Raw genomic sequence first — 22,843 nt, forward strand, 5'->3', positions numbered from 1 at the left:
GTGCCTTCCCATCCCCTATGCCCAATGAGTTCGGTGTCTGCATGGTCTACGGCCGCTGCTGTACGAGGTACGACGGCGCGCGCCATACATGAGTCTCCCGTCATTTCTGCCGTGATAGATGATGAAGTCCTGGATTTCTCTGCTATTTTTTCAGTTTACACTGAATTTTTACCATTTTCCGGAAATGGTGAGGGAGAAAAGCGGTACCATTTTCTTCTTTCCATCACTCCATAGAATCATTTCTTATGGCCAACTGGGAAACATATGGAGTGATATCCGGTAGAACCGCGGGCTTTTCGTGCCCCTCTACTATATAAATAACGGCAGGTCCCGTTTTTTGAAAAGAGCAGAAAACTTTTTTTATTTTATTTATCAGTGATGACCACGCAGTCTTATAGACACATCCTTATCGTGAAGGAATGGCGCCCTTCCAGACCCAAAAGACTATCCCTCTCCCATTTGTAAGGGCCTGTCACCGACCTTCTTTCCTATGGGTCATAGCAACCTTTATTCCTAAAAGAAGCTGGATCAGTCCTGCAGCCAGGTATACTTCCCAAATGCCCAAGGCCATGGAAATGAGAGAGGACAGAAGAGGACCGCACATATTTCCAAACTGCTGGGCCGTATTGGAGAGGCCGAATATGCGGCCTCTGAAATCGGAGGGTGTATGCTCCACCAGGGCCGCATTAATGGAAGGATTGGCACCGATAACGAAGCAGCCCACCAGAAACTGGCAGATACCGAAGCCCCAGATGGAGTCGGGAATGGACTGGAGAATCGTAAAGGCTCCAGCAGAAAGAAGGGTCAGGGCCATGGCGTAGTAATAGCCATGAGACTGTCCGAACTTTCCCCACAGAGTGGTGGTAAGAGCGCCTGCCAGACCGCCGCTGGACATGATGAAGCCGGCGGTGAGCTCGATATTTCCTTCATGATGCATCAGCTCTCCCACATAGAGGGATGTAACGGGCTGAATCATCAGGAGCGTGGTCTGCAGGAAAAAGGTGAGAAGAAGGAGTTCTCTCAGGGAGGGATTATGGGCTGCATAGGAAAGGTCCTGGGAAATAGAACTCTTTTCTCTGGTTTTATGGACAGTCCCGGTATTTCTATCTTTCACGAAAACGATAACTGCCACTGCCACGATCCATAGAAAAAGGGCAGAAAGGAAGAAGGTATTCCTCATACCGAAGGCATGGGACAGGGCACCGCCCATGAGGGGCCCCAGGATGCCTCCCACCACCAGGGAGGTCTGGGCCATGCCCAGGGTGCCGCCCAGTTTATCGGAGTCGGCGCTGTCGGAAATAATGGCCATGGAAGCAGCCACAAATCCGTTGGCAAAGCCCTGGAAGGCCCGGGCTGCCATAAGATGATACTGATTCTGGCAGAGTCCGCAGAAAAGATAGGAAAATCCCAGAAGCACCGCCGCCCGAACGGCCATTTTTTTCTTTCCGCCCAGATCGGCCAGTTTGCCCCAGATAGGGCCCATGATGCCGGCCACCAGGAAGCAGCTGGAAAACACAAGTCCCGTCCAAAGGGCGATTTCATGATCCGGCACCCCCAATTCCCCCAGGTACAGGGGAAGAAAAGGAATCACCATGGTGTAGCCGGAGGCAACCAGGAACATACTGGCTACCAGGGTGATGATGTTTTTATTGTAGCTCAGAAACAGCCCTCCTTTCATGGAAAATAAAACTTATATGTGAGCGCAGAAATCTTTGAGGTGAAACTTCTGTCAATTTCGGAGCCTTCGTTCTCCAGTCTCTCCTTTAGCTATGGACGCATAGCTATGGACGCACTTTTTCCATCCATTGCAGCCCGTCATCCATCATATTCGTAGTCACAAAATGGCCCAGAAGCGGATAAACCACTCTTTCCGCCTTTCCCCCCGCCTTCACCAGTTCTTCATAGAAGTGAGCCTGGGCTCTGGGATCTATGGAGCCATCGCTGTCTCCATTGGTCATGAAGATGGGCACATCCTTAAGGGTATCAAGATGGGCCGTAGGCGATTTCTTTTCGATTTCATCATAGAGGGGCCAGTCTTTTTTCATGTAAATGCCGAAGCGGGCCTGAATGAAAAGATGAGTCAGGAGCCAGTCACCGGAGCCGTTGAAGGAAACAATGCCTTTTACGTCTTTCCCATAAGCGCTTCCTATGCCAAGGACAGAAAGGCCGCCCATGGAGTGACCCAGGATGAAGGGCTTTTCGCTGTATCTTTCTTTGATGTAATCTGAAAGGAAAGGAAATTCTTCCATATTCCGGAAAATGGTTTCCCAGAATATATCATAGTCTTCTTTCTGATAAAAATCTTTCAGGGCTCCCCTTTCACCGTGATAGAGGGCTTCGGGGATGAAAACAGTATAGCCGTTCACTGCCAGGATGGAGGCTTTGGTCAGCTGGTATTCGGCCCGGCTGCTCCAGCCGTGATAGAGGATAGCAGGCTTTCCGGTTTCCATGGGCGGATGCACCAGAATGACCGGAATATCGTGGATGTCTATTTTTTCAGTTTTCAGCTGGTTCATGATGCCTCCCTTTCAGTTCGGGATGAAAATAGTCGGTCCATTTCCATCGGTTATGAAGCCAGAACCATTCTTCCGGATAGGTGCGGATCCATTTTTCCAGTCGCTCGTTCACCTTGTCTGTAATATTTTTGATGGCTTCCTTTTTCTTCAGTCCTTCGTCGGCATGAATGGGATCACCAATAATGATTTCATAGTGCCAGGGGCTGGTTTCATGAATGAAGGCGGTCATCACTGGAAGGCCTGTGAGGAGGGAGAAATGGGCCGGCCCTGTGGCAGTGAGGGTTTCCTGCCCCAGGAAGGGCGAAAGGATGCCTGTGTCACCGGGATCCTGGTCGCAGAGAAGGCCAACGAAGTATCCTTCCTTGAGACGGCGCAGCATATCCCTCACCCCTGTTTTGTATTCCACTTTCTGCCCCGGCATGGAGCGGTATTCACAGAGGAAACGATCAAAGTCTTTGTTCTTCTGCTGCATGGCCACGGAAAGGAGGGGATAGCCGTAGAGGGCAAGGGCCGCTCCTTCCACTTCCCAGTTGCCGCAGTGGGTAGCAGCCAGGATGCAGCCTTTCCCCTCTTCCTTCAGGGCATCCAGTTTTTCTTTTCCCCGGATGGTGACATAGTCCCGGATATTGTTTTTATGGAGAAGGGGGAAGCGGAACATGGATATCCCCAGGGGGCCAAAGCGGAGAGATGCATTTTTGGCAATCTTCTCTGCTTCGTTCCTGTCTTTCGTAATGCCGGCACGGAGAATATTATTCACAGCCAGTTTCTTCCGCTTAGGCGGAACAAAGGTCCAGAAGAAATGACCCAGCCCCCGTCCCATGGTTTCGGCGCCGGAGGGAGAGAGATGGCAGGCCGCCCAGCCCATGATTTTCAGTAATCTGTATGTTGCACCCATAAGCAAACCTCGAAATGAAAAAAGAAAGAGGGCCGGGTCTTCCTGTTAAAAGACCCTGTACCCCCTCCTGTAAATAATTTGAAATGACCACTTCCTGTGAAGAAACCGGTTATTTCTTTTCCGCTTCTTTCAGTTTCTTTTCCAGAAGACGGACTTTCTTCATCAGTTCCGGCAGATGGGAAATCATGACTTCCACTCTGCCCCACTGGGCGTGAGTGCGGGCAGGATATCCCATGTACACGCCGGGTTCCTTAATATTTCCAATGACACCGGTTTTACCGCCAAGAATGACATTGTCTGCAATCTTCACATGACCGTTGATACCGGTCTGGCCTGCCAGGATGCAGTGGTTTCCAATGGTGGTAGAGCCGGCGATACCGGTCTGGGCAATAATGAAGCAGTCTTCCCCTACCTGTACATTATGTCCCAGGTGTACCAGGTTATCGATCTTGGTGCCCCTTCCTACCACCGTATCATTCAGAGCGCCGTTATCCACAGCAGTTCCTGCGCCAAGCTCACAGTCATCGCTGATGACTGCTTTCCCCAGCTGGCGGATATGGTGATGATGACCTTTTTCATCGGTGGAGAAGCCAAAGCCCTGGCCTCCTACCACTGCATGGGCCCGAAGAACCACCCGGTCTCCCAGTACGCTGTTTTCATGGATCACGCAGCCCGGATTGATTTCACAGTCTTTTCCGATCTGCGCATTTTTTCCCACATAGGTATAAGGGAAAATCACGGTGCCGTCGCCGATACGGGCGCCTTCGTCGATAACGGTGTAGGGCATAATGCATACGTTTTTACCGATGACTGCCTTGTCACTGACCACGGCTGTTGGATGGATGCCCGGAGTATAGTGACTTTCCGGATGGTAGAGATCCACCAGCTGTCCGAAGGAACGCCGGCAGTCCGGCACAACGATCAGGTTTTTCGTATAATGGGCAGGAAGCTCATCTACCAGAATAACGCCTGCCTTCATTTCTTCGATATGCTCTGCATAAATGCCGCGGGCAAAGGTAATATGGGAGGGACCTGCGCTTTCTGCGCTCCTTACATCATCAATTTCTACGGTGCTGTCCCCATACAGTTTGCCGCCTACGATTTCTGCCAATTCACCTGCTGTTTTTTTCATATGCATCCTCACTTAGACTGGGAAGAAGCGGCTTTGGACGCGCCTCCGTCTATCTTGGCCAGTACTTCGTCTGTAATATCCACGGCTCCTGCGGGAACGGACATTTTATTCATCACAATGCCGATGTTCTTTTCCTTGGCAATAATGCCTGCCTGGGACTGGATCATGGATTCGATCTGCTTCTGCTTGCTCTGGATGAAAATCATGCGCTCCTGCTGGGCAGACTGTACTTTTTTCTGCATTTCTTCATCGGAAAGGCCTTTCTTAGAGTCTTCCGCCAGTCGATTGCTGATTTCCTTATCCTTGTCTGTAATTTCCTGCTGGATTGCTTTAATCTTGGGGGACTGGTCTTCCAGTTTCTGATAGTCCACCACTGCCACTTTATGTTCACTGCCGCAGCCTGTGATAACGGCGGCAAAGGCAATCATCCCAATGCAGGCCAGTTTTTTCAACGAAGCCTTATTCATACTGTTCCTCCTGCTTATTTCTGTATATTCACAATGCGGCCTGCCAGGTCGCCGGTTACATCATCTGCGCTGATATTGGCTTTGTACTTGGAGAAAATCATGTCCAGGTTCTTTTCAGAAGCCAGTCTTGCCGCTTCCTTCTCGATATCTTCCATGATTTCCTTTTTTACAGCCGCCATCTGCTTCTGTTTCTGATCAATGCGGGACTGCCATTCATTATCCCAGTCCTCATGGTTTTCGGCAAAGCTTTCTTCTGCCTGGGATATATCCGCTTCTCCTTCGCTTTCGAGACGGCTACGGATTTCATCAGCGGTGCTGGAGGAGTATTCTTCCAGTTCTGCCTGGGCTTTTTCTTTAGCCTCGCTCATCTGTTTCATCTCATCAGCGCTCCAGCCTGCCATGTCCGCTTTTTCCCGAGCTGTGCGAAGGTCCATGAGTTTGTGAAGTTCTTCCTTTACCTGCTCTTTTTCATCGCCGGTGACGCCAAGGACGGTAAGCTTCATCTGGAGGTTGGCCATTTCCGCCCTTTCTTCGGGCGTCAGTGTTTCCAGTTTCATGGTGCCTTTGGAAGCATGATTTTTCTCAATGTCATCGTAAAGTTTCTTCAGTCCTTCATTGAGTTCGTCTTCCCGGGCCTTCACTTTCGTTTTCAGCTCGTTTTCCGCTGCTGTCCGGCGGGCTGTATCCGCCAGGGCCGCATTGATTTTCTGCTGTTTGGAAGAAACATCAATGAGCTTTGTCCGCTCTGTCTGATACTGGTGAAGCATCTGGTTATATTCAGTTTCCAATTTGAAATACTCACTGTATTTCGGGTGAGCTTTCACCAGTGTTTCCAGGTCTGCCACCCCGTAGTGCACCGATGGCGGCGGCGGTGTTTCTTCTTTTTTCGTCCCGCAGCCCGAAAGCACAAGGGACAGGGCAGCCATGACGGAAACAGCAGCGGCAAGCAGGGACCTGCGGTGCATCATCTCAGTCCTCCGTTATTTGCTCTGGGAGGCAGCGGCAGACTGGGATGCGGAAATAGATTTGTTCAGAGTATCGCTGACATCCTTGGTAATATCGGTGCCGCCATAAATAACAGCCGATTTGTCTACCACCAGAGACAGGCCCTTCTTGGATGCCACGGATTTCACAGCACCGGTGACCTGGTCTTCCATATCTTTTTCAATGGCTGTGCGCTTCTGGTTGAACTGCTGCTGCATGTCATTGAAAAGTTTTTCTTTATCTGCATCGGACATGCCGGCAGATTTAGCGTCGAAGTCTTTCTGCATTTCATCGGCAGTTTCCTTCATTTTCTGCTGGTAATTCAATGCCAGCTGGCCGTTGGAGGAAATCACTTCTCTCTGGTCCACCACGCCGATATCAGAGGTGGGAGCAGCGTTGGCCGTATCTCCCATGGATACCACTGCCATGACGGCTACAGACGCAATAAATACGCCGGCCAGGGCAAAGGAAAAAATCTTTACATTCTTCTTGTTTCCAAGAGTTGTCATCATAATAAGTCCACTCCTTTATAAATTGGCAATGAGTCTCAGCCATTTGCCATCTTCATCATTATACACGTATTCTAGGGTAATGTAATTATGAATTTTATAGGAAAATCCAAATTCATTGTTTCTTTCCCTGAAATCCCTGTCGTAGCGCAGGGCAAATTTATTTCCTATAGGCACAGTGCCAAAGATATGGCTGGCGCTGTCCACGAAATCATACTTATAGCCCAGGTCCATGAAAGAACCGAACTGATGGGTAAAACCGCCATACACATTCCAGTCCATGGGGCCGGGATAGAAGCGGGCTTCCCCGAAAAGGGTATCATGTTTCCCGATATAGTGGCCCAGCATTCCTTCCACTGCCGTGTTCTTGTCGCCCTCTCTTCCGGCATCCAGCCATACTTCCGTGCGAATCACCCAGTGATCTGTCAAGGCGTTCACCTGAAGTTCCGCCGTTTCGCCGGAAACAAGAGTCGTATCTGTGGCAATGCCGTATTTCCGGATGAAAGAGTCCTTTTGTAGGATTTCATTCATGTCAGAAGCAATCCGGCTGCTGTGCCTTGTAACAAAGTCCACCGGAAGACCCCGGAGAGAGGACAGAGCACTTTCCGTCTCTTCCGCTGCTCGAAGCATGAGAAGTCTTGGAACGGTGGTTTTCTCAAAGGTGAGCCTGCTGGAACGGACGATTTTTCCCTGAGGAATCAGGTAAATCTTCACCTTCGTATTTTCTCCGGACTCCACTTCAAAGTTTGCCTGGAATTCCGGAAGAATCTGGGAAAGAAGGTCCCGGCCTGCCGACTGGGACACGCTTTCCGCCCATCCCACGGAATCTACGGGAAGCCCAATGAGAAGGTTTTCCATGAGAGACGGCACATCGGCCGTATCCTCTGCCACATAGCGGGCTGCTTCCGGCGAAAGGCCGCCGTAGTCGATTTCCGTATCCACATGGCGGATGATCTGCCCCACCGGCTGGAGGGTCACATGGATGGACGTATCCCTGCCATAGTTTACAGAGAGATCCGACACCACATAGCCGATAACCACCCGGTTGATAATGTCTGCCAGCACCTTGTCATAGGCGCTGCTGTTCAAGGCAAAGAGATTTTCTTCCTTTCCCACAAACACACGGTTTCCAATGGAGGAAATACTGGATACCACCCGCTTTTCCACCGCCGGCGGCAAATCTCCTCCCGCTGCATCCAGGGATACCTTCACTTTCTCAATAGGCGCTGCCTGGGCAGGTGAAGGAATGAGAAAAGAAGAAACGAGCAGAAGAAATCCTGCCCGCATCATCTGTTTTTTCAGTAAGGAAGAAAACATAGTCCTCCTCCTGTAAATCAGAACTGGGTACCGAAGCTGAAGTGGAACTTATTCTGGTCCCCATGGCCGTAGTCGAGACGGATTGGTCCGATCGGCGTCTGGAGACGAAGGCCTACGCCCACTGCCCAGTTGAGAGAATCATCATCTTCGTACCAGGGAATCTTGCCCTGGTCCAGACTCCAGGTACTGCCCACATCGGTGAAGAGTACGCCCTGTACCTTCTTCGCAATGGGGAAGCGGTATTCCAGTGTGCCGGCGTACATTTTCTTACCTTTGAACTGGTCGTCTTCATAGCCGCGAAGCGTATTGGAGCCGCCCAGGCTGAAGAGATTGCCGTAGGAAACGTCGCCATCGATATAGCCTGCCATCAGGCGGAGAGCCAGGATATGGCTGCTGCCCAGGTTCTTGTAGAAACGGCCTTCCGCGGTGAACTTGTAGAAGTCATAGTCTCCACCCAGTCCATGGCCGCCCCACTGAGCTGCGAAGGAAAGTCTGTGGCCCTTGCTGGCATTGAAGTAGTTGTCGCGGTTATCGAATACGTGGGTGAAGGTAAAGCTGTTGGTAGTACCAAAGTTGTCAAAAATAGCCTTATGCCATGCATCCTGCATAGCTTCGGGAGAATCATAGCCATAGGACTTGTAATCCCTGAATTTATCATAGGCATGACCCTGCCAGTCAAATCCATCATGGTCATCGTAGGATTCCTTGGAGGATTCGAAATTGAAGTAGTTGGTTCTGTACTCATCAGTTACATGGCCCCAGGTGAGGTTCCAGCCTTTTCTTCTCTTATCGTATTCTGCAATTTCATGGCCTTTGGCATCATAGTCATCATATTCGTAAATACGGTTGAAAATGGATGCGCCCAGGGAGTCACCGTTATCATTGATCCAGGGATGGGTATAGGAAATGGTGTAGTTCTTGCCGTCCCCTGCGCCGCCGAATTCCCAGTGGAAGTTCACCTTGTCACCGGTGCCGCGGAAGTTGGTATCACCCAGTTCCACGATACCTACGGTGCCGTCGGAGTCGGAGTAGCCGGCACCTACGGTGACGATACCGGTTTTCTGTTCAATCACATCGATTTCGATGATTACATTGTGTTCATTTTCTTTGCCCGGCAGGAGCTTCATGTTCACATCTTCAAAGTATCCCAGGTTGTACAGTCTTTCCATGCTGCGGCTTGCCTGGAACTTATTGAAAGGTTTGCCCTTCTTCAGCTTCAGTTCGCGGGTGATAACCTTATCCTTGGTCTTGTCATTGCCTACAATGACAATATCTTCCACTACGCCTTCGGAAATATCTACGTGAAGGGTGCCGTCAGAAGAAACATTAACAGAAGGAATGGAAACAAGCATGTAGCCCTGTTTCAGGTAGAGATCTTCAATCTGCTTCAGCTTCTGGTTCACCAGCACGAAGTTGAGGACGCTGTCCTGCGGGATATTCATAATGGATTTCAGATAGTCGCTGGTGAATATGGTATTTCCCGTAAAGGTAACGTCATGAACCACCGGATTGGCTGCCAGCTGGTAGGTAATGCCCACCCCTTCCGGCACGGGACTGAAAGCAGGCGTAATCTGGGAGAATACGCCGGTGGAGCCGATAGAGGCCACATCGTTTCGTACTCCCTCTTCCGTGAGCTGGGTGCCCGGTCTGCTCTGTACCAGGGGAGAGAGTTTCGTTTTAACTTCTTCCGGAATGCCGGCAAAGTCAACGGATGTAATCGTCTTTCCTACCTGGGCTTCAATGGCTTCATCATCGGCCTTGGACAGGTAGAGGGACGCATCCCCCACTGCCACGGTCTGCTGCTGGGACTGTTTCACAGCCACGGAAGATTCCGTTTTGCTTTCCGCAGTTTCATCGGTAATCTGTCCTGCGCCGCCGGACTGTTGTCCGGTCTTTACATTGATCATGGCGCTCTGGGTCATCCCACCCTGGCCGGCTGTCATATCCGGAGAATCTGCAAAGGCAGTCCATCCGGAAAGGGACAGCAGAACGGCGGAAAGAAGCACAACTTTTCTGCTTTTTGATGTAATCATAAATTCCTCCTCAGTATTTATAGAGTAGACAGAGTTTTCTTATTTTATATCAGAGGCTGAAATCAGGTTTTCACCGCAGGAAATCAAATCCTGTGATAAGACTGTATTTCATAGAGCAGCACTGACTCTATCAATGAGTCAACACCTGCCTAAGGAAGCGCTGATTAAATCGTTGTTTGCTTTTATTATTGAATTTTTATGCAATGCAAGGAATGAGGCGACGCGAATAGCGAGCTATTTAAGGAGCCTCATGACGAAGCAGTGCATGAAAATTCTTATAAAAGCAAACTCTATGAATTAATCAGTGCTTCCCTAAGACTGGCCCCGGAGGGCCCGGCCTGCTTCTCCAACAACACTTTGAATTTCCTTGTCCGAAAGAGCCGGCGCTGCCCTGGGGGCAGGAGCGGTACGAACCACCGGCGCTTCCATGGCTGGAGCAGGAGCCGGTGCTTCTGCCGGAGCACTGTAGGAAGGTGCAGCAGCGGGAGCAATATCTTCAGCAGAAGACGGAACTGCTTCTGCAAGGCTCTTATCATCGCCTTGAGAAACGGCTGTTTCTGTCTTTTCCCCCACCGGTGACGGCGCATCATGAATCACAATCTGCACCGGCCTTTCCGGCTCTTCCGCTTTAGGCTCCATGAGGCTCCAGAAGGCATTCATGCCAAGGAAAACCGCAAAGGCAGCGCCCATGGCCGATACCCGAAGCATCCAGCGGCGGACTTTGGAATTTTTATGAGTTTCATTCAGGCGCTGCATCTCAGCCTGCGCCATGATGAGATTGATTTCACCGGTGATTTCTTTATGGCTGCTGTAGGAATGCTCTGCTTTTTCCAGCCATTTTCTCACAGCCTGCACCCGTTTTACTATATCTCCTGACATAATACCTCCCTGTCACGGAAACCGGATAGGATTTCCCCTTATATTCTATAATCAGCCAAAGAGAAGTATAAAAGAACATCAGTAAATAATCATAAATCTGACTCTATCGCCAGATAACTTAATCAATCGCTCATTTTCACCTATATTACACTATTTCCTGTCGTGAATCAATTTAGAAAGCATGCCGCGGAGACGGCGGATGCCTCTTTTTTCCAGACGGTACACATAGGCGGTGCTCACATCCATGGCATGGGCCGTTTCCTGGGCGGTCTGTTCCTTCAGGTAAACCCGGCGGATCACGTCCTGCTCCTTCACGGGGAGCCTGGAAACCGCATGGCTCACCGCCATGTTGAGCACGCTTTTATCAGCTGATTCGAAAGCCGTATCGGGGATGGCTTCTGTGAGGAAAACTTTTTCTTCCTCTCCATCGTCCAGCAGTACTTCCGAACCATTGCGCCTCAGGAAATTCAGCATGCGTCCCCTCACCCGGTGAAGGGCATAGAGGGAAAAAGCTACGCCCTGGGAGGGATCAAACCGTTCCACCGCTTCCATGAGCCCTACCGTGCCTTCCTGGATAAGATCCAGGGTCACCGCTTCCTGCAGGCCGTATTTCATGGCCTCCCGGAAAACCAGGGGCTGATAGTGTTCAATCAGCGACTGCCTGGCTTCCAGCAGGTCCTGTTCTTTATACTGTTTCCACAGTTCTTCTTCCTCTTCCCGCGAAAGCTTGGTCAGGGTAGCAAGGAAGGATTTATATTCTTCCAGCATCTATATCTCCTAGAATTTGAAACTCCAGTCAGTACCTACATAACTGTCATGGTTACTATTATACCACGAAGAAAGGCCTACCCGCGAGTTTAAATCATAATGAGCGCCGATACTCTTTTCATCGTTGTTCATGCCCATGGTAGCAGTGAGCATGAAATCGTTGAACAGATACTTGCCGATTTTGATGTAGTAATAGCTGTCGTTATTATCGTCCACATTATCATAATAATCGGTGAGGCTGGAAGTAATGGAAATCTGGTCCAGTCCGATCTTGTCCTGCAGGAAGTCCTGGACGCCGTTGCCAAAGAGCATGGTGAGACCTGCATTGAAGAGGGCCCCTTCCATGGCGCCGGAGCTGTCCTTATCGTCCGGGTTCTGGTGGAGAGTAAGGAGCATGAGAATCTGCGTATCATTCAGAGCGGGCTCGCTGTGGAAGGTGGTCTTCATATTCCCCGGCGGTCCGTCCAGCTCGGCGGTAATGCCGTAATGGCCCACCTTGGTAAAAGCCTTGGCATGAATGTCAGGCAGGAGGCTTCCCGGTTCACCGCCCCAGATGGCATTGGCTTCGTTCATTTTAAATTCAGTGGTATTGATTTTAACAGTCCCTTTTTCCGCATTCACCCGGCCGGTGACCACGGGAGCAGACAGGGGTCCCAGGATGGACAGATTTCCTTTCACCATCATGTCATAGAGAGCACTGTTGTAAAGGCGCACATTATTTCCGATAGTAACGTCGATTTTCGTAAGCACATCAAGGGACGTATTTCCGGAATCGCCGAGAAGAGTAAAGGGAATATCAGCCACCGCATTTTCCGCTTTCAGGGTACCTGTAATGCCGGGTCTTGCAAAACGTTCGATTTCCCCAAAGGTGAAATCGCCGTCCAGAGAGCCTTTATAATAGGTGGAATTAATGGAAGGCGTATGGATATGGAGTTCCCCTTTATAATTGCCAATCTTCATATGGTCAAAGGAAACATCGCCGTTCACCGTGAGGCTGCCGCCGCCAAAGGCTGCACTTCCTTCCAGATGGGATTCATTGCCGGAAAAGGTCAGATTCATATTCACCGGCGTAATGGCTTCATTCATAGTCATCAAGGACAAAGACCCGTCCTTTACATTGATGCCGCCCAGAAGAAGCGGATTGTCATAACTGCCGGCCACTGTCAGATGACCGTGGATGGGACCGCTGGCCGCAGTGACAGGCTTGAAGAAAATAGCAAGCATATTCATGTCCGCTTCATCCAGATTGATGTCCAGGTTCAAAGGTACCGCCTTGTCTGTGGTGCTTCCGGTGAATACATTGCCCGGAAGGGTGCCCTTCATGCTGGCCCGGTACTGACCCCTGGAAATGAGGCCATTCTGCACCGTAACCACATTGTTGGCCGCATTGGCCATGAGGGACAGGCTGTCAAAGGAGATGTCGCCATACCGAGGGTTATCAATGCCTACGGAAATATCAGCCACCGGCGCTTTTTTATTTCCCGAAAGAATGACGGCCGCGGTCAGTTTTCCCCCGATGGACATATCCTTCTTTCCCAAAATCTGAGGAATCCAGGAAATATCCATATCCCTGGCAGCCGCCTGGATATCCAGATCTCCTGCGCTGTTCATGGAGCCCTGGGCTGCCAGGACGCCGGAACCGATGGGAATCTGGCATTCCCTGATAGACAGGGCGCCGTTCATGTAGGAAAAGTCCACATTCCCTTCTCCCAGCACTGCGTCTCCCAGATGGCCGCCCAGTACATGGGCGTTAAAATCCACATTCGGTGATTCGGTGGTGCCGCTGATACGCATGCTGCCTTCCACCTTTCCGTCTACGCCGTCTACATCCCTGTTGAAGAACTTCATAATGTCACGAATATTCCAGCTGCTGAATTCCAGTAATCCGTTCATGGCGCCGGAATGGGTGTTATAGCTGCCTTTCCAGGTAAAAGTTCCTTCCTTCTGACGGAAAGAACCTTCATCCAGAGAGACAAGACCGTCTTTGTAATGAATGCCGGCCGATACGTTCCGGATGGTATTTCCGCCAATGGTAATCTCCCTGGTGGAAGCCATGCCATCAAATACAGGGCTGTCCACGGTGCCTCTTACATGACCCAGAAGGGAAAGGCTGCCTTCTATGCCTCTGCCCGGAAGCATTCTTTCCATACTGATATCCGTCAGAGAAGCATCCAGCTCCAGGTCCTTCCCCCTGATTTTGCCATTCACAAGGGCGGTGCCGTCATAAATATAACCCAGGCAGTTTTCCAGAGTCACATCATGACCGTCGTAGCTGTACTTACCGGAAATGCTCTGGAAAAGTTCGCCTGCCACTGAACCGCTCCAGGCGTGGAAGTCACCGGAAACCTGCGGGTTTTCCAGGCTGCCGGTAAGGGAAAGGTCATTGGAAATCCATCCGGTCAGTGGATAGTCAAGATTGGCCAGGGAAAGGAGACTTTCGATTCTGGTCTGACTGGTCTTGACCGAAAGATTAATGGCATGAGGAGCATCCATGCCAATGGTGCCGCTGACCCTGTGATGGCCGGAGGGACCATCCCAGGTGAGGGAAGAAATGGACGCATTGCCCTCTGCCAGGACTGCATGACCTTCCACCGTATCAAAGGATGCATTCCTCACATATCCATTTTGGGCTCTGAAATCAGCAGTACCTTCCGGATGATCCAAAGTGCCGGTAACATGGGCTTTAGCCCATACCCGGCCGCCCAGGTCCACTCCTGCAAAGGAAGAAAGATGGGAAACATCCATATCCGATACTTCCACATCAAAATTCATGCCCTCATCACTGTAATAACCATTTCCTGTGAAGAACCCCTCTGCGCCGGCGCCGGACAGGTACGGAACCTGAATGAGGCCGTTTTGATTTTTCGCAGAGAAAGAAATGCTGTCAAAAGACAGACCATCATAGGAAATACCGCTGCCCAGGGCTGTGACCTGCCAGTTCGTTCCATCATAGCTTCCGAAGCCGGAGAGACTTTCGGCAGCCATATTTTCATAGGAAAGTCCGGTTCCCTCCAGGGAAGCCGATGCTTTTCTCAAAGAAATAGAACCATTAAGAAGATTTCCTTCCACCATGCCATAGCCGCTGACAATGCCGCTGACAGGGGAAGGAAGAGGCAGTCCCTCCAGATTGATATGGTCGGCCAAAAGGTTTGCGTAAAAGTCTCCGCTTCTCCTGTCATAGGAAGCCTTCCCTTCCACATGGCCGCCGTCTCTGTCTGCCTCCAGATGGGAAAGGGTTAATTGATCATCATGATACGCAAAAACAGCTTTTGCCCGTTCTACATCATATCCTTCATAGGAAAGCTGCTCACCGGTGAGAGCGCCGGAAACGGAGGGATTATCAGTGGTGCCAGAGAAGTTCACATTTCCATCAAGAATTCCGGAAATCCCTTCCTCCGGAAGAAGGGCTGTGAGGTCCACCTGATGGAGAAATACATTTCCATCAAAGAAGGGGCTTTCTCCATTGGCATCTACGGTCACCTCGCCGGAAAGCTTCTGTCCGTTCACTGTTCCTGAAACCTGGGACAGTGAAACCAGACCGTTTTCGATATTAAAAAAAGCTGCTCCATCAGCTAGAACATAATTATCATAGCTAAGAGCAGCATGGTTAAAAGAACCGGTCACCCGGTAAGCAACGGCGCCATCACTTTTCCAGATTTTAGCGTCCGTCACTTTACCTGTACCGTCTTCCAGGGTCAGTTGATTCTGAAGCTGTGGGAAAGCATCCAGCAGAGGTGAAAACGATTTCAAAGGAATAGGGTCTGTACTTACATTGATTTCCAAATGATTGCTATCCTTATAATCGAGGGAACTCTTGAAAGCGCTGTCAAGGAAAGTGCCTTTCAGGCCGCCTGTAATGGCGGAGTTTTCATCCCAGGCAAAGGAGCCATTCAGGGAAGAGAAAGCGAGCTCGCCAGCTGCATTGGGCTTCACTTTCGCCGTGCCACCCGAAATAATGACTTTCCCTGTAAACACGCCGCTGTCGGAAGAATCAGAGGGCTTCAGCAGATTGCTTACATTCCATGTACCATCCGCTTTCTGGGCAAGTGAAAGCTCCGGGTCCTCCACAGTCACATCTTTTACTACGGAGGCAACCCCTGCATGGTTGATAAGATAGTTGTAGAGGGAAGACAGAGTCCAGCCTACCGTCAAAGTAGGCGTAGAAAGCACATCAGATCCGTTTTCGTCTTTCAGTTCCAGATTGGTAAATGAAAGATTCAAATCCGGATCCAGGTCCATGGCCTGCCAGGATAGAGTGCCGTTCACCCTTGCTCCCAGCTGCTCCTTCAGCACAGGCTCCAGGTTTTGTACAATTATCGGTCGGATCAGGAGGTAAATGGCGCAGAGCAGCACAAAAATAAATGCTGCAATCCCATTCAGCCACCATTTGATTTTACTGTTCAAAGGTATCTCTCCATTGCGTGTCTAGTTTCTTGTTTTCGTTTTCTCTATAGATCTTCGATCTCTTGTTCATGCCATGATGCAGCGGCTCTGCTGCCGGCTGAATCATGCCGCTTTCGAGCGGGTTCCCACCCTGCCGGTCATAACATGGCAGCGGAGCCTTCCCCTGCCATGGCCCTAGTTTCCTGCCTATGACTTGCTTTCCATGGCCTGATTCAAGGGCGATGCGAATTCCGAATGAATCACTGCCGGAATACCCATGGCATGTTCCAGGGTAGCCAGGCCGATGTTGTAATTATAGAGAGCTGTAATGTAGTTGGTTCTGGCTGTGTTAAGCTGCAGTTCTGCATCCAGTACATCCAGGTTGATGCCTACGCCGCTGCTGTAGCGAACAGCTGCAATCTTGTAAGCTTCTTCAGCCTGCGCCACAGCCGCTTCAGTGGCACGGATCTGTTCCTTATAGGAAAGGATATTGAGGTAATCCTGTCTGACTTCCAGTTCCACCGACTCCCGGGCCTGAAGCAGCTGTTCCTGGGCTACCTTGACCCCTTCTTTGGCTTTCTTCACTGCTGCCTGGGTGGAGCCGCCGTCCCAAAGATTCCAGCTGATTTTTCCAAGGAGTGCCCAGTCATCTTTATCAATTTTTGAAAGGGCTGCGGAATCCCAGCTGTAACCGCCGCCAACGCTGATGGTAGGCATATAGCCGGACTTAGCAACCTTCAGCGCTTCATTGGCCACACGAACATTGTAATCAGCCTGAATCAGTTCCCATCTGTATTTCTGGGCCATAGCAATGGCCTGGTCCATGGTGATATCAAAAGCCGGTTCCGGGAAATCCTTATCCAGGGGATTCAGCTTTGTATTCATAGGGATGCGCATAATGTTGTTCAGGTTGGCTTCTGCAATATCCCTTGCATTGTCAGCGGCAATCTTGCTCTGCTTTGCATTGGCCAGGGACGTACTGGAAGTGAGGACATCCAGTTTTGCCACAATGCCTGCATCAAACTGCTGCTGTACATTTTTCAGATGGTTGGCATAATCATTGACAGACATGGACTGCACATCGGCCAGCTTGATATTTTCCAGATAGGTGTAGTAAGCCTTCACGGCGGAAAGCTTTGTGTCCGCTTCGGTTTTGTAGTAGGTTAAATCAGCAATATTCTTTGCATATCTGGCCTGGTTAATCTGTCCTTCCAGTTTTCCGCCGGTCCAGATAGGCAGGGTTACATTGACGCCCTGGCTGTAGGAGCGATTGTTCACATCTCCAGCTGTGGAAACAATACGGGTTTTAAACTGGTTTCCCTGCCAGCTGTAGCCGACAGTAGGATTCTTGGCTGCTGCCGCTGCGCTTACATCCGCTTCTGCTTCCTTCCTCTGGAGGTCAGCAATGGTGATGTCACGGTTATTCTGGATTGCTGTGGAAACAGCGCCCCGAAGGTCTATGTCAAGGGAAGAAGCTTCTGGAGCTGCAGCATCGGTAAGGGCATCTCCCAGACTCTTCTGCATGAGCATATTATTGAAATTTACACTCTTATCAGCGCTTACCTGCTTCATCTGGGCGGCAAGAGCCTTTTCGGTAATGGAAGGATCTGTGGTCACACGGGTGTCAGAGCCCTTTGCCTGGGCACCCACCCCAAAAGAAAGTGCCATTACAACGGAAGCTGCCAAAATACGGTAGGTATATTTATTCATATATTTCATCCCTTCTAGACAGATGTCTATTAATAGTTGTATCCAAGGCCGATATATTCACCGCCGCCCCTGTTATCATGGGGGAAGATGGATTGTCCGGTAAGGAAGAAATGGTCATCCAGCGCATAGCTTCCACGAATCCTCATGGTCAGATCATTCGGATCATAGAGGTCTGCCGAGAACTTCCACCGGTCTTTTTCATAGTCCACACCGGCGCCCAGCTTATTTCTCACAATGCCTGCATGATAGCCGTAAATCCCTCTCGTCCTACCAAATACGGCATCATATACAGGATCATTAGTCAGCGACTCAATCCCCAGGAGTCCATAGGTGCCTTTACCTATGCGGAAAAACAGATTCGGCGAAAAATCATCCTTTTTAGTATTATATAACAATTCTCCGGAAACAGATACATTAAAATCGGTCTGCCCATTCATTATACCATTAATTTTTCCGGAAATCTCTTTTGCATTGCCTGAAATTTCTTTTGCATTTTCTGAAGCCACTGCCAGATTATCCATGATACGGCGGGCATCACCTACTGCCTTGCCATCTCCATTGAGCTGGTAAAGCATGGAATTAATCTGGGAGGTAATGCCCTGGATTTCATTGGCCGTCTGAATACCCTGGGCTGTGAGAATGGCCAGGTTTTCGGAAACAGCGTCAAAGTTGCTGATGCTGTTCTTCACATTCCGCTGAGCCGCCGGATCCGCAACCACCGTGTTAATGCCGTCAAGCATGGTCTGGGCGGAATTGATGAGCTTATCCATTTTATCCATGGCCTGGTCGATCCCGGGAGCCGCCTTGCCCTGCACGGTCATGCCGTCAGAAAGGAAGCCCCTTTCCTGATGACCTCCGGAAACCTTGACAAATCGTCCGCCCATGACGGAAGACGTCTGGATGGAGAAATCCGCATCCCTTGGCACCTGGGCATCTTTATAAAAACGAAGACGCAGCACCGCTTCCCCGTTTTCCACGGAAATATTGTCCACCATACCTACGTCCACGCCGGCATAATGGATGGGGTTGCCCGGCTCGATTCCTTCTGCTTCTTTGAAATAGCCGGTCACATGAAATCCGCTTTTTCCGAAAATCACCGTATTCCCCAGCTGGATGATAATGACAGCAAAAAGCAGAATCCCCAGCAGAGAAAAGGCCCCTACCTTTGCTTCTGTAGACCATTTCAAGGAGCATCACCTTCTTTCAGAAAATCAGGGTCCGACGGCAGTCCTTCCATAAACTGCCGAACCCTTGGATCAGGAGACTGTCTGAGTTCTTCCGGCTTTCCTATGGCCAGGAAGGATCCTTTATAAAGGAAAGCCATCCTGTCAGCAATCATTTCGGCCGATTTCAAATCATGGGTCACCACCACGCTGGTGGCATGAAGCACTTTCTGGGTATGCTTGATAAGGAGGCTGATGTCAGTGGATCGGATAGGGTCAAGACCGGCTGTCGGTTCATCGTAAAGAATGATTTCCGGCTCCAGCGCTATGGCCCTGGCCAGGCTGACTCTTTTCTTCATGCCGCCGGATAAACTGGAGGGCATTAAATTCTCTATGCCATCCAGCCCCACCAGATGGAGTTTCTCCTTCACAATCCTGTCGATTTCCTCTTCACTCATTTTCGTATGCATACGAAGGCCGAAAGCCACATTTTCCTTCACTGTCATAGAATCAAAAAGGGCAGAATATTGAAAGACAAACCCCATATGCCGTCTTTCATGGTTCAGCTCCGCTTCACTTAAGCGGGCCATATCCTTCCCGTTCACCATCACTTCCCCTGATGTGGGCTTTAAAAGCCCGATGATCAGTTTCAGCAGAGTGGATTTCCCCGACCCCGAAGCGCCCAGGATGACCATGGTCTCCCCGTCTTTTACGGTAAGACTCACATCCTTTAAAATCTGCCGGCTGCCGAAAGTCTGGTATACATGTCTGATAGAAATCATAAGGCCTCTCAGAAAAGAATGGACGAAAGAATATAATTGGCTGCAAAAAGCATAATAATGGAATATACCACGGACTGGGTGGTTGCCTTACCGACCCCTTCCGCTCCCGCCGTGCAGGTCATGCCCCGGTCGCAGCCCACCAGAGCCACGATCATGCCGAAAATAACCGATTTGAAAACGCCGATGTATAAATCGGAGGGCACGCAGTACACATGAATGGAATGCATGAATACATAGGAGGAAACCCCATGGGACAAAGATGCCACCATCATGCCGCCGCCTACGCCGATGGCCACGCCGAATACGTCCAGAAGAGGCAGCATGCACATGCAGGCAATGAGCCTTGGCACCACCAGGTAGCCTATGGGACTCACCGCCATGCAGCGAAGAGCGTCGATCTGCTCCGTCACCCGCATGGTGCCGATTTCCGCCGTAATGGCAGCGCCTACACGACCTGCCAGCACCACGCCGCAGAGCACCGGTCCCAGTTCGCGGCCTATGCCGATGGCCACAATGGCCCCCACTGTGAAATCAGCGCCGTACTTGGTCAGTTCTCCTGCAATCTGCACAGAAAGCACCATGCCTGTGAATAAAAGGGTAAGCGCCACAATGGGAAAAGAAAGAACCCCCAAGGAAAGGCACTGACGACAGGTCTCTCTTCCGCGGATGGCGGAAATTTCGCGGACCGCCGCCATGAGGAGCAGGATAACCGCTCCCAGCTGGTGAAAAATAGACAGGGTCTGCCGCCCCAATGATTCCAGAAATCCCATGTTCTCCTCCCTTCCCCCTTTCAAACCATCCTTACAGACGGGTCATGGAATCACTCATCAGAAAATAGGAAGTGCCCGACTTCTTGTCTGTATCCGGCTTCTTTCCATTTTCCTCTTTCGTTTCTTCCTTCTTTCCGTCCTTATCTTTTCCGGAAATAGAATCTTTCCCTTCGTTTTTCATGTCCGCAATCATCTTCTGGTTCGATTTGGCCAGTTTGCGGAGGGCCCGGTCCCGGTCTTCGGGGGCCATGACCTGGAAGGTGAACTGTCCATCACCGTAGACCACATAATCGGTGTCCACGCTGCTCTTGGGGCTGTCCTCTTCCTTTTCGCCTTCCTTTCCGTCTCCCTTCTTACCCTTCAGATAGTCCGGGTTCTGAGAAGGCCTCTTATCCTGGATTTCCGCCTTGGTGCCGTTTTCCTCATCTCTGGAAATCATGCTCACATTGGGGTCAAGGATTTCCACCACCACCTGGTTGTTTTTATCCTCTTTTTCCAGTTTATCAAATAAATCGTTGAAATCCTTATAGGTGCGGATACGCTCCAGGATTTCATCGGTGAGATTATATTTCTGCTGCTGGATCAGGTAAGGAAGCGGCACCACGCCGCCGCCCCTGACTTCCAGAATCATGGTACCAAGAGGCTGGTCCTTCGGCACTGTGAAAGCCAGATCTTTGTAGAACACTTCTCCCCGATAGGGGGCAAGCCTGGCCCTCACGTAAATGGTATCTCCCGGAGAAACCACGGTGGGCGATGCGGAAGCATCCAGAAGCTGGGCTGTTTTCCGGTCCTTTGTGACCTTCATGTCCACTGAAATATCCCGAAGTTTATAGGGTTCAAACCGGTTCTGCTCCAGAATGCGGATGACATTGTACATTTCATCCACACTTCTCTCGGAAATATCCTTGGAAGACCAGTACATATTGGACCGGGTAAAAGGTCTCTTCTTCAGATCCTCCGGAAAGAGGGTGTAGGAAAGAGACACCGTTCCTTCGCCATTCCGGTCCAGGGTGTTGCTCATATTGTTATATACGGAAGTCACGGAAAGCATGGGAAGCATCCGTTCATTCTGCACCATACGCACATTGAGGCTTTGAGTCCGTCCCGTATCTTCATCAAGCACCGAGGAATGGAGACGCACCGATTCCGGAACTTTTCCGGACAGGCCGCTGATGCCGGAACCTCTGTCCTCGTTCACCACACCGATTTCCGCGCCTACGCTGCCAAGCTTGAAAGGAATGTTTCTGCTGGGCACCACGGTGAAAATATAGGAATTGTGCATGAAATAGGCAGAACTCCCCTTATCCAGGAAGGGATGGCCGAAAGCCACCATATGGTCTTTGTCCACATACGTTACAGTACCCACAGCCCCCAGCTTCAAATCACCGGTAACCAGCGTAGCCGACACGGCTCCCCCTGCTTCCAGAGGGCGGGGCATCTCATCGACGCCGGCAGAGGCGGCAGAATAGGGAACCATGTTGAAATCCTTCATCTTATCCGTAAGAAATTCCATGCCTGAAGGTGTATAGCCCGACGCCATGAGAGGCGTTGCCAGGGGAATCAAATCCCTATCCGCCCCGCTTTCCTTCTTCTCCTCTCCGGAATCTATGGTCCATAGGCGGAGCATGTCGGAAATCGGAGTCACCATGCCGATACGTCCGTCGGACTGGGGAAATCCGTAGGCAATGGCACCAAGAAGCCTGCCGTCAATATATACGGGGCTTCCGCTCATGCCCTGGGCAATACCGCCGGTTTCATCAATGAGGGGACCCGACACCTTCACCAGTACCAGATCTCCGCCGGCGCTCCCTTTATTTTTCATAATGCCCAGCACATCCACATCGAAAGTATCAATCTTTGTGCCGTGCACTACGGTTTTCGCATAGCCATGCATGCCTTCCCTTACATCGGAAAGCGGAAGAAATTCCTCCGCTCCTGCCGGCAGGATTGATCCCAGGGCCAGACAGATTGAAAGAGCCAGTCTTTTTATTTTCTTGCTTGCCATTGCATGCATTAAAAACTCCTTATCCATTACTTTGTTTCAATGACAGCCACAGCGTCCTGCTTGTTGATCTGCTGTCCCTTCACAACCAGAACCTTTGTCACCACGCCATCAGTATCAGCTCTTACCGCCGGAACCGGTCCTACCAGGGAATCAACGGTAGCCAGTACCTGTCCTTCCTTGACCGGCGTATTCACTTCCACCACCGATGTCACTTTGCCGGAAAGCACCGCATTCTGGGAAACTTCCGCTGCTTCTGCGGGTACTGTCATCAAAAGGACAGCCGCTGCTGCCAGTCCTGCTTTTTGCCAGTTTTTCATGGGTATCCCTCATTTCAGTCTATAAAATCGGGTATTATCAGTTTTATTTTACCACGAGCTATGAATTATTTCTTTAAATTTAATATTTTTTAAAATGTTTCTTCCGAAAAAGGCTGATAAAATATATGACATATTTTTTCTGCCATTAAGGAAGCGCTGATTAAATCATTGTTTGCTTTTATTCTTGAATTTTTATGCAATGCGAGGAATGGG

The 22,843-nt window shown here is 50.3% G+C and carries 18 protein-coding genes; all 18 read right to left on the reverse strand.

Annotated features, from left to right (window positions below):
* Positions 1-472 precede the first annotated feature (472 nt).
* A complete protein-coding gene (locus NW747_RS08995) occupies positions 473-1,678 on the reverse strand; it encodes an MFS transporter (RefSeq protein ID WP_273186996.1) in 1,206 nt (401 codons plus the stop codon).
* Between the two features lie 103 nt (positions 1,679-1,781).
* Positions 1,782-2,516 (reverse strand): alpha/beta hydrolase family protein, encoded by a 735-nt coding sequence (locus tag NW747_RS09000; protein ID WP_273186998.1) that lies wholly within the window; start codon positions 2,514-2,516, stop codon positions 1,782-1,784.
* Positions 2,497-3,411, reverse strand: coding sequence for a lysophospholipid acyltransferase family protein (locus NW747_RS09005; protein WP_273097086.1), 915 nt, complete (start codon positions 3,409-3,411; stop codon positions 2,497-2,499). Before NW747_RS09005 ends, NW747_RS09000 begins: the two co-directional genes overlap by 20 nt.
* Positions 3,412-3,520: 109 nt before the next feature.
* Positions 3,521-4,543 carry a UDP-3-O-(3-hydroxymyristoyl)glucosamine N-acyltransferase gene (gene lpxD, locus NW747_RS09010; RefSeq protein WP_273187000.1) on the reverse strand — a complete coding sequence of 341 codons (1,023 nt, stop codon included), beginning with the start codon at positions 4,541-4,543 and terminating at the stop codon, positions 3,521-3,523.
* Positions 4,544-4,551: 8 nt separating this feature from the next.
* On the reverse strand, positions 4,552-5,010 hold the full coding sequence (locus NW747_RS09015; protein ID WP_008858928.1) for an OmpH/Skp family outer membrane protein: 459 nt from the start codon (positions 5,008-5,010) through the stop codon (positions 4,552-4,554).
* A 14-nt stretch (positions 5,011-5,024) separates the two neighbouring features.
* On the reverse strand, positions 5,025-5,978 hold the full coding sequence (locus tag NW747_RS09020; protein ID WP_273187002.1) for a hypothetical protein: 954 nt from the start codon (positions 5,976-5,978) through the stop codon (positions 5,025-5,027).
* A gap of 12 nt (positions 5,979-5,990) precedes the next feature.
* Positions 5,991-6,506, reverse strand: coding sequence for an OmpH/Skp family outer membrane protein (locus NW747_RS09025; RefSeq protein ID WP_008858926.1), 516 nt, complete (start codon positions 6,504-6,506; stop codon positions 5,991-5,993).
* 15 nt (positions 6,507-6,521) lie between these two features.
* Entirely contained in the window at positions 6,522-7,820 is a 1,299-nt protein-coding gene (locus tag NW747_RS09030) for a Tat pathway signal sequence (RefSeq protein ID WP_273187003.1), read from the reverse strand.
* A gap of 17 nt (positions 7,821-7,837) precedes the next feature.
* Complete coding sequence (locus NW747_RS09035) at positions 7,838-9,853, reverse strand: BamA/OMP85 family outer membrane protein (RefSeq protein ID WP_273097078.1); 2,016 nt, start codon at positions 9,851-9,853, stop codon at positions 7,838-7,840.
* Positions 9,854-10,165: 312 nt separating this feature from the next.
* The gene (locus NW747_RS09040; RefSeq protein ID WP_273187004.1) at positions 10,166-10,732 is read right to left on the reverse strand and encodes a hypothetical protein; all 567 of its coding nucleotides are present in this window, start codon (positions 10,730-10,732) and stop codon (positions 10,166-10,168) included.
* A 150-nt stretch (positions 10,733-10,882) separates the two neighbouring features.
* A complete protein-coding gene (locus tag NW747_RS09045; RefSeq protein WP_273096908.1) occupies positions 10,883-11,500 on the reverse strand; it encodes a sigma-70 family RNA polymerase sigma factor in 618 nt (205 codons plus the stop codon).
* A gap of 9 nt (positions 11,501-11,509) precedes the next feature.
* Positions 11,510-15,904 carry a translocation/assembly module TamB domain-containing protein gene (locus tag NW747_RS09050; RefSeq protein ID WP_273187005.1) on the reverse strand — a complete coding sequence of 1,465 codons (4,395 nt, stop codon included), beginning with the start codon at positions 15,902-15,904 and terminating at the stop codon, positions 11,510-11,512.
* Between the two features lie 186 nt (positions 15,905-16,090).
* Positions 16,091-17,593 (reverse strand): TolC family protein, encoded by a 1,503-nt coding sequence (locus NW747_RS09055; protein ID WP_273187006.1) that lies wholly within the window; start codon positions 17,591-17,593, stop codon positions 16,091-16,093.
* A gap of 29 nt (positions 17,594-17,622) precedes the next feature.
* Entirely contained in the window at positions 17,623-18,780 is a 1,158-nt protein-coding gene (locus NW747_RS09060) for an MlaD family protein (protein ID WP_273096901.1), read from the reverse strand.
* Positions 18,777-19,538: an ABC transporter ATP-binding protein gene (locus NW747_RS09065; protein ID WP_008858918.1), complete on the reverse strand. Its 762-nt coding sequence runs from the start codon at positions 19,536-19,538 to the stop codon at positions 18,777-18,779. The genes NW747_RS09060 and NW747_RS09065 overlap by 4 nt, the downstream gene beginning before the upstream one ends.
* 8 nt (positions 19,539-19,546) lie before the next feature.
* Entirely contained in the window at positions 19,547-20,308 is a 762-nt protein-coding gene (locus NW747_RS09070) for an MlaE family ABC transporter permease (RefSeq protein WP_008858917.1), read from the reverse strand.
* A 31-nt stretch (positions 20,309-20,339) separates the two neighbouring features.
* Positions 20,340-22,322: a SpoIVB peptidase S55 domain-containing protein gene (locus tag NW747_RS09075; protein WP_273187008.1), complete on the reverse strand. Its 1,983-nt coding sequence runs from the start codon at positions 22,320-22,322 to the stop codon at positions 20,340-20,342.
* A 17-nt stretch (positions 22,323-22,339) separates the two neighbouring features.
* On the reverse strand, positions 22,340-22,630 hold the full coding sequence (locus tag NW747_RS09080; protein WP_273187010.1) for a hypothetical protein: 291 nt from the start codon (positions 22,628-22,630) through the stop codon (positions 22,340-22,342).
* Positions 22,631-22,843 lie beyond the last annotated feature (213 nt).

Origin of the sequence: Dialister succinatiphilus, from assembly GCF_928721695.1 — a bacterium.
Lineage (GTDB): Bacteria > Bacillota > Negativicutes > Veillonellales > Dialisteraceae > Dialister > Dialister succinatiphilus.

Excerpts from the sequence above, each read along its gene's own strand:
- NW747_RS08995 (WP_273186996.1), bottom strand. The coding sequence starts at position 1,678 with ATGAAAGGAGGGCTGTTTCTGAGCTACAATAAAAACATCATCACCCTG.
- NW747_RS09000 (WP_273186998.1), bottom strand. The coding sequence starts at position 2,516 with ATGAACCAGCTGAAAACTGAAAAAATAGACATCCACGATATTCCGGTC.
- NW747_RS09005 (WP_273097086.1), bottom strand. The coding sequence starts at position 3,411 with ATGGGTGCAACATACAGATTACTGAAAATCATGGGCTGGGCGGCCTGC.
- lpxD (WP_273187000.1), bottom strand. The coding sequence starts at position 4,543 with ATGAAAAAAACAGCAGGTGAATTGGCAGAAATCGTAGGCGGCAAACTG.
- NW747_RS09015 (WP_008858928.1), bottom strand. The coding sequence starts at position 5,010 with ATGAATAAGGCTTCGTTGAAAAAACTGGCCTGCATTGGGATGATTGCC.
- NW747_RS09020 (WP_273187002.1), bottom strand. The coding sequence starts at position 5,978 with ATGATGCACCGCAGGTCCCTGCTTGCCGCTGCTGTTTCCGTCATGGCT.
- NW747_RS09025 (WP_008858926.1), bottom strand. The coding sequence starts at position 6,506 with ATGATGACAACTCTTGGAAACAAGAAGAATGTAAAGATTTTTTCCTTT.
- NW747_RS09030 (WP_273187003.1), bottom strand. The coding sequence starts at position 7,820 with ATGTTTTCTTCCTTACTGAAAAAACAGATGATGCGGGCAGGATTTCTT.
- NW747_RS09035 (WP_273097078.1), bottom strand. The coding sequence starts at position 9,853 with ATGATTACATCAAAAAGCAGAAAAGTTGTGCTTCTTTCCGCCGTTCTG.
- NW747_RS09040 (WP_273187004.1), bottom strand. The coding sequence starts at position 10,732 with ATGTCAGGAGATATAGTAAAACGGGTGCAGGCTGTGAGAAAATGGCTG.
- NW747_RS09045 (WP_273096908.1), bottom strand. The coding sequence starts at position 11,500 with ATGCTGGAAGAATATAAATCCTTCCTTGCTACCCTGACCAAGCTTTCG.
- NW747_RS09055 (WP_273187006.1), bottom strand. The coding sequence starts at position 17,593 with ATGAATAAATATACCTACCGTATTTTGGCAGCTTCCGTTGTAATGGCA.
- NW747_RS09065 (WP_008858918.1), bottom strand. The coding sequence starts at position 19,538 with ATGATTTCTATCAGACATGTATACCAGACTTTCGGCAGCCGGCAGATT.
- NW747_RS09070 (WP_008858917.1), bottom strand. The coding sequence starts at position 20,308 with ATGGGATTTCTGGAATCATTGGGGCGGCAGACCCTGTCTATTTTTCAC.
- NW747_RS09075 (WP_273187008.1), bottom strand. The coding sequence starts at position 22,322 with ATGCATGCAATGGCAAGCAAGAAAATAAAAAGACTGGCTCTTTCAATC.
- NW747_RS09080 (WP_273187010.1), bottom strand. The coding sequence starts at position 22,630 with ATGAAAAACTGGCAAAAAGCAGGACTGGCAGCAGCGGCTGTCCTTTTG.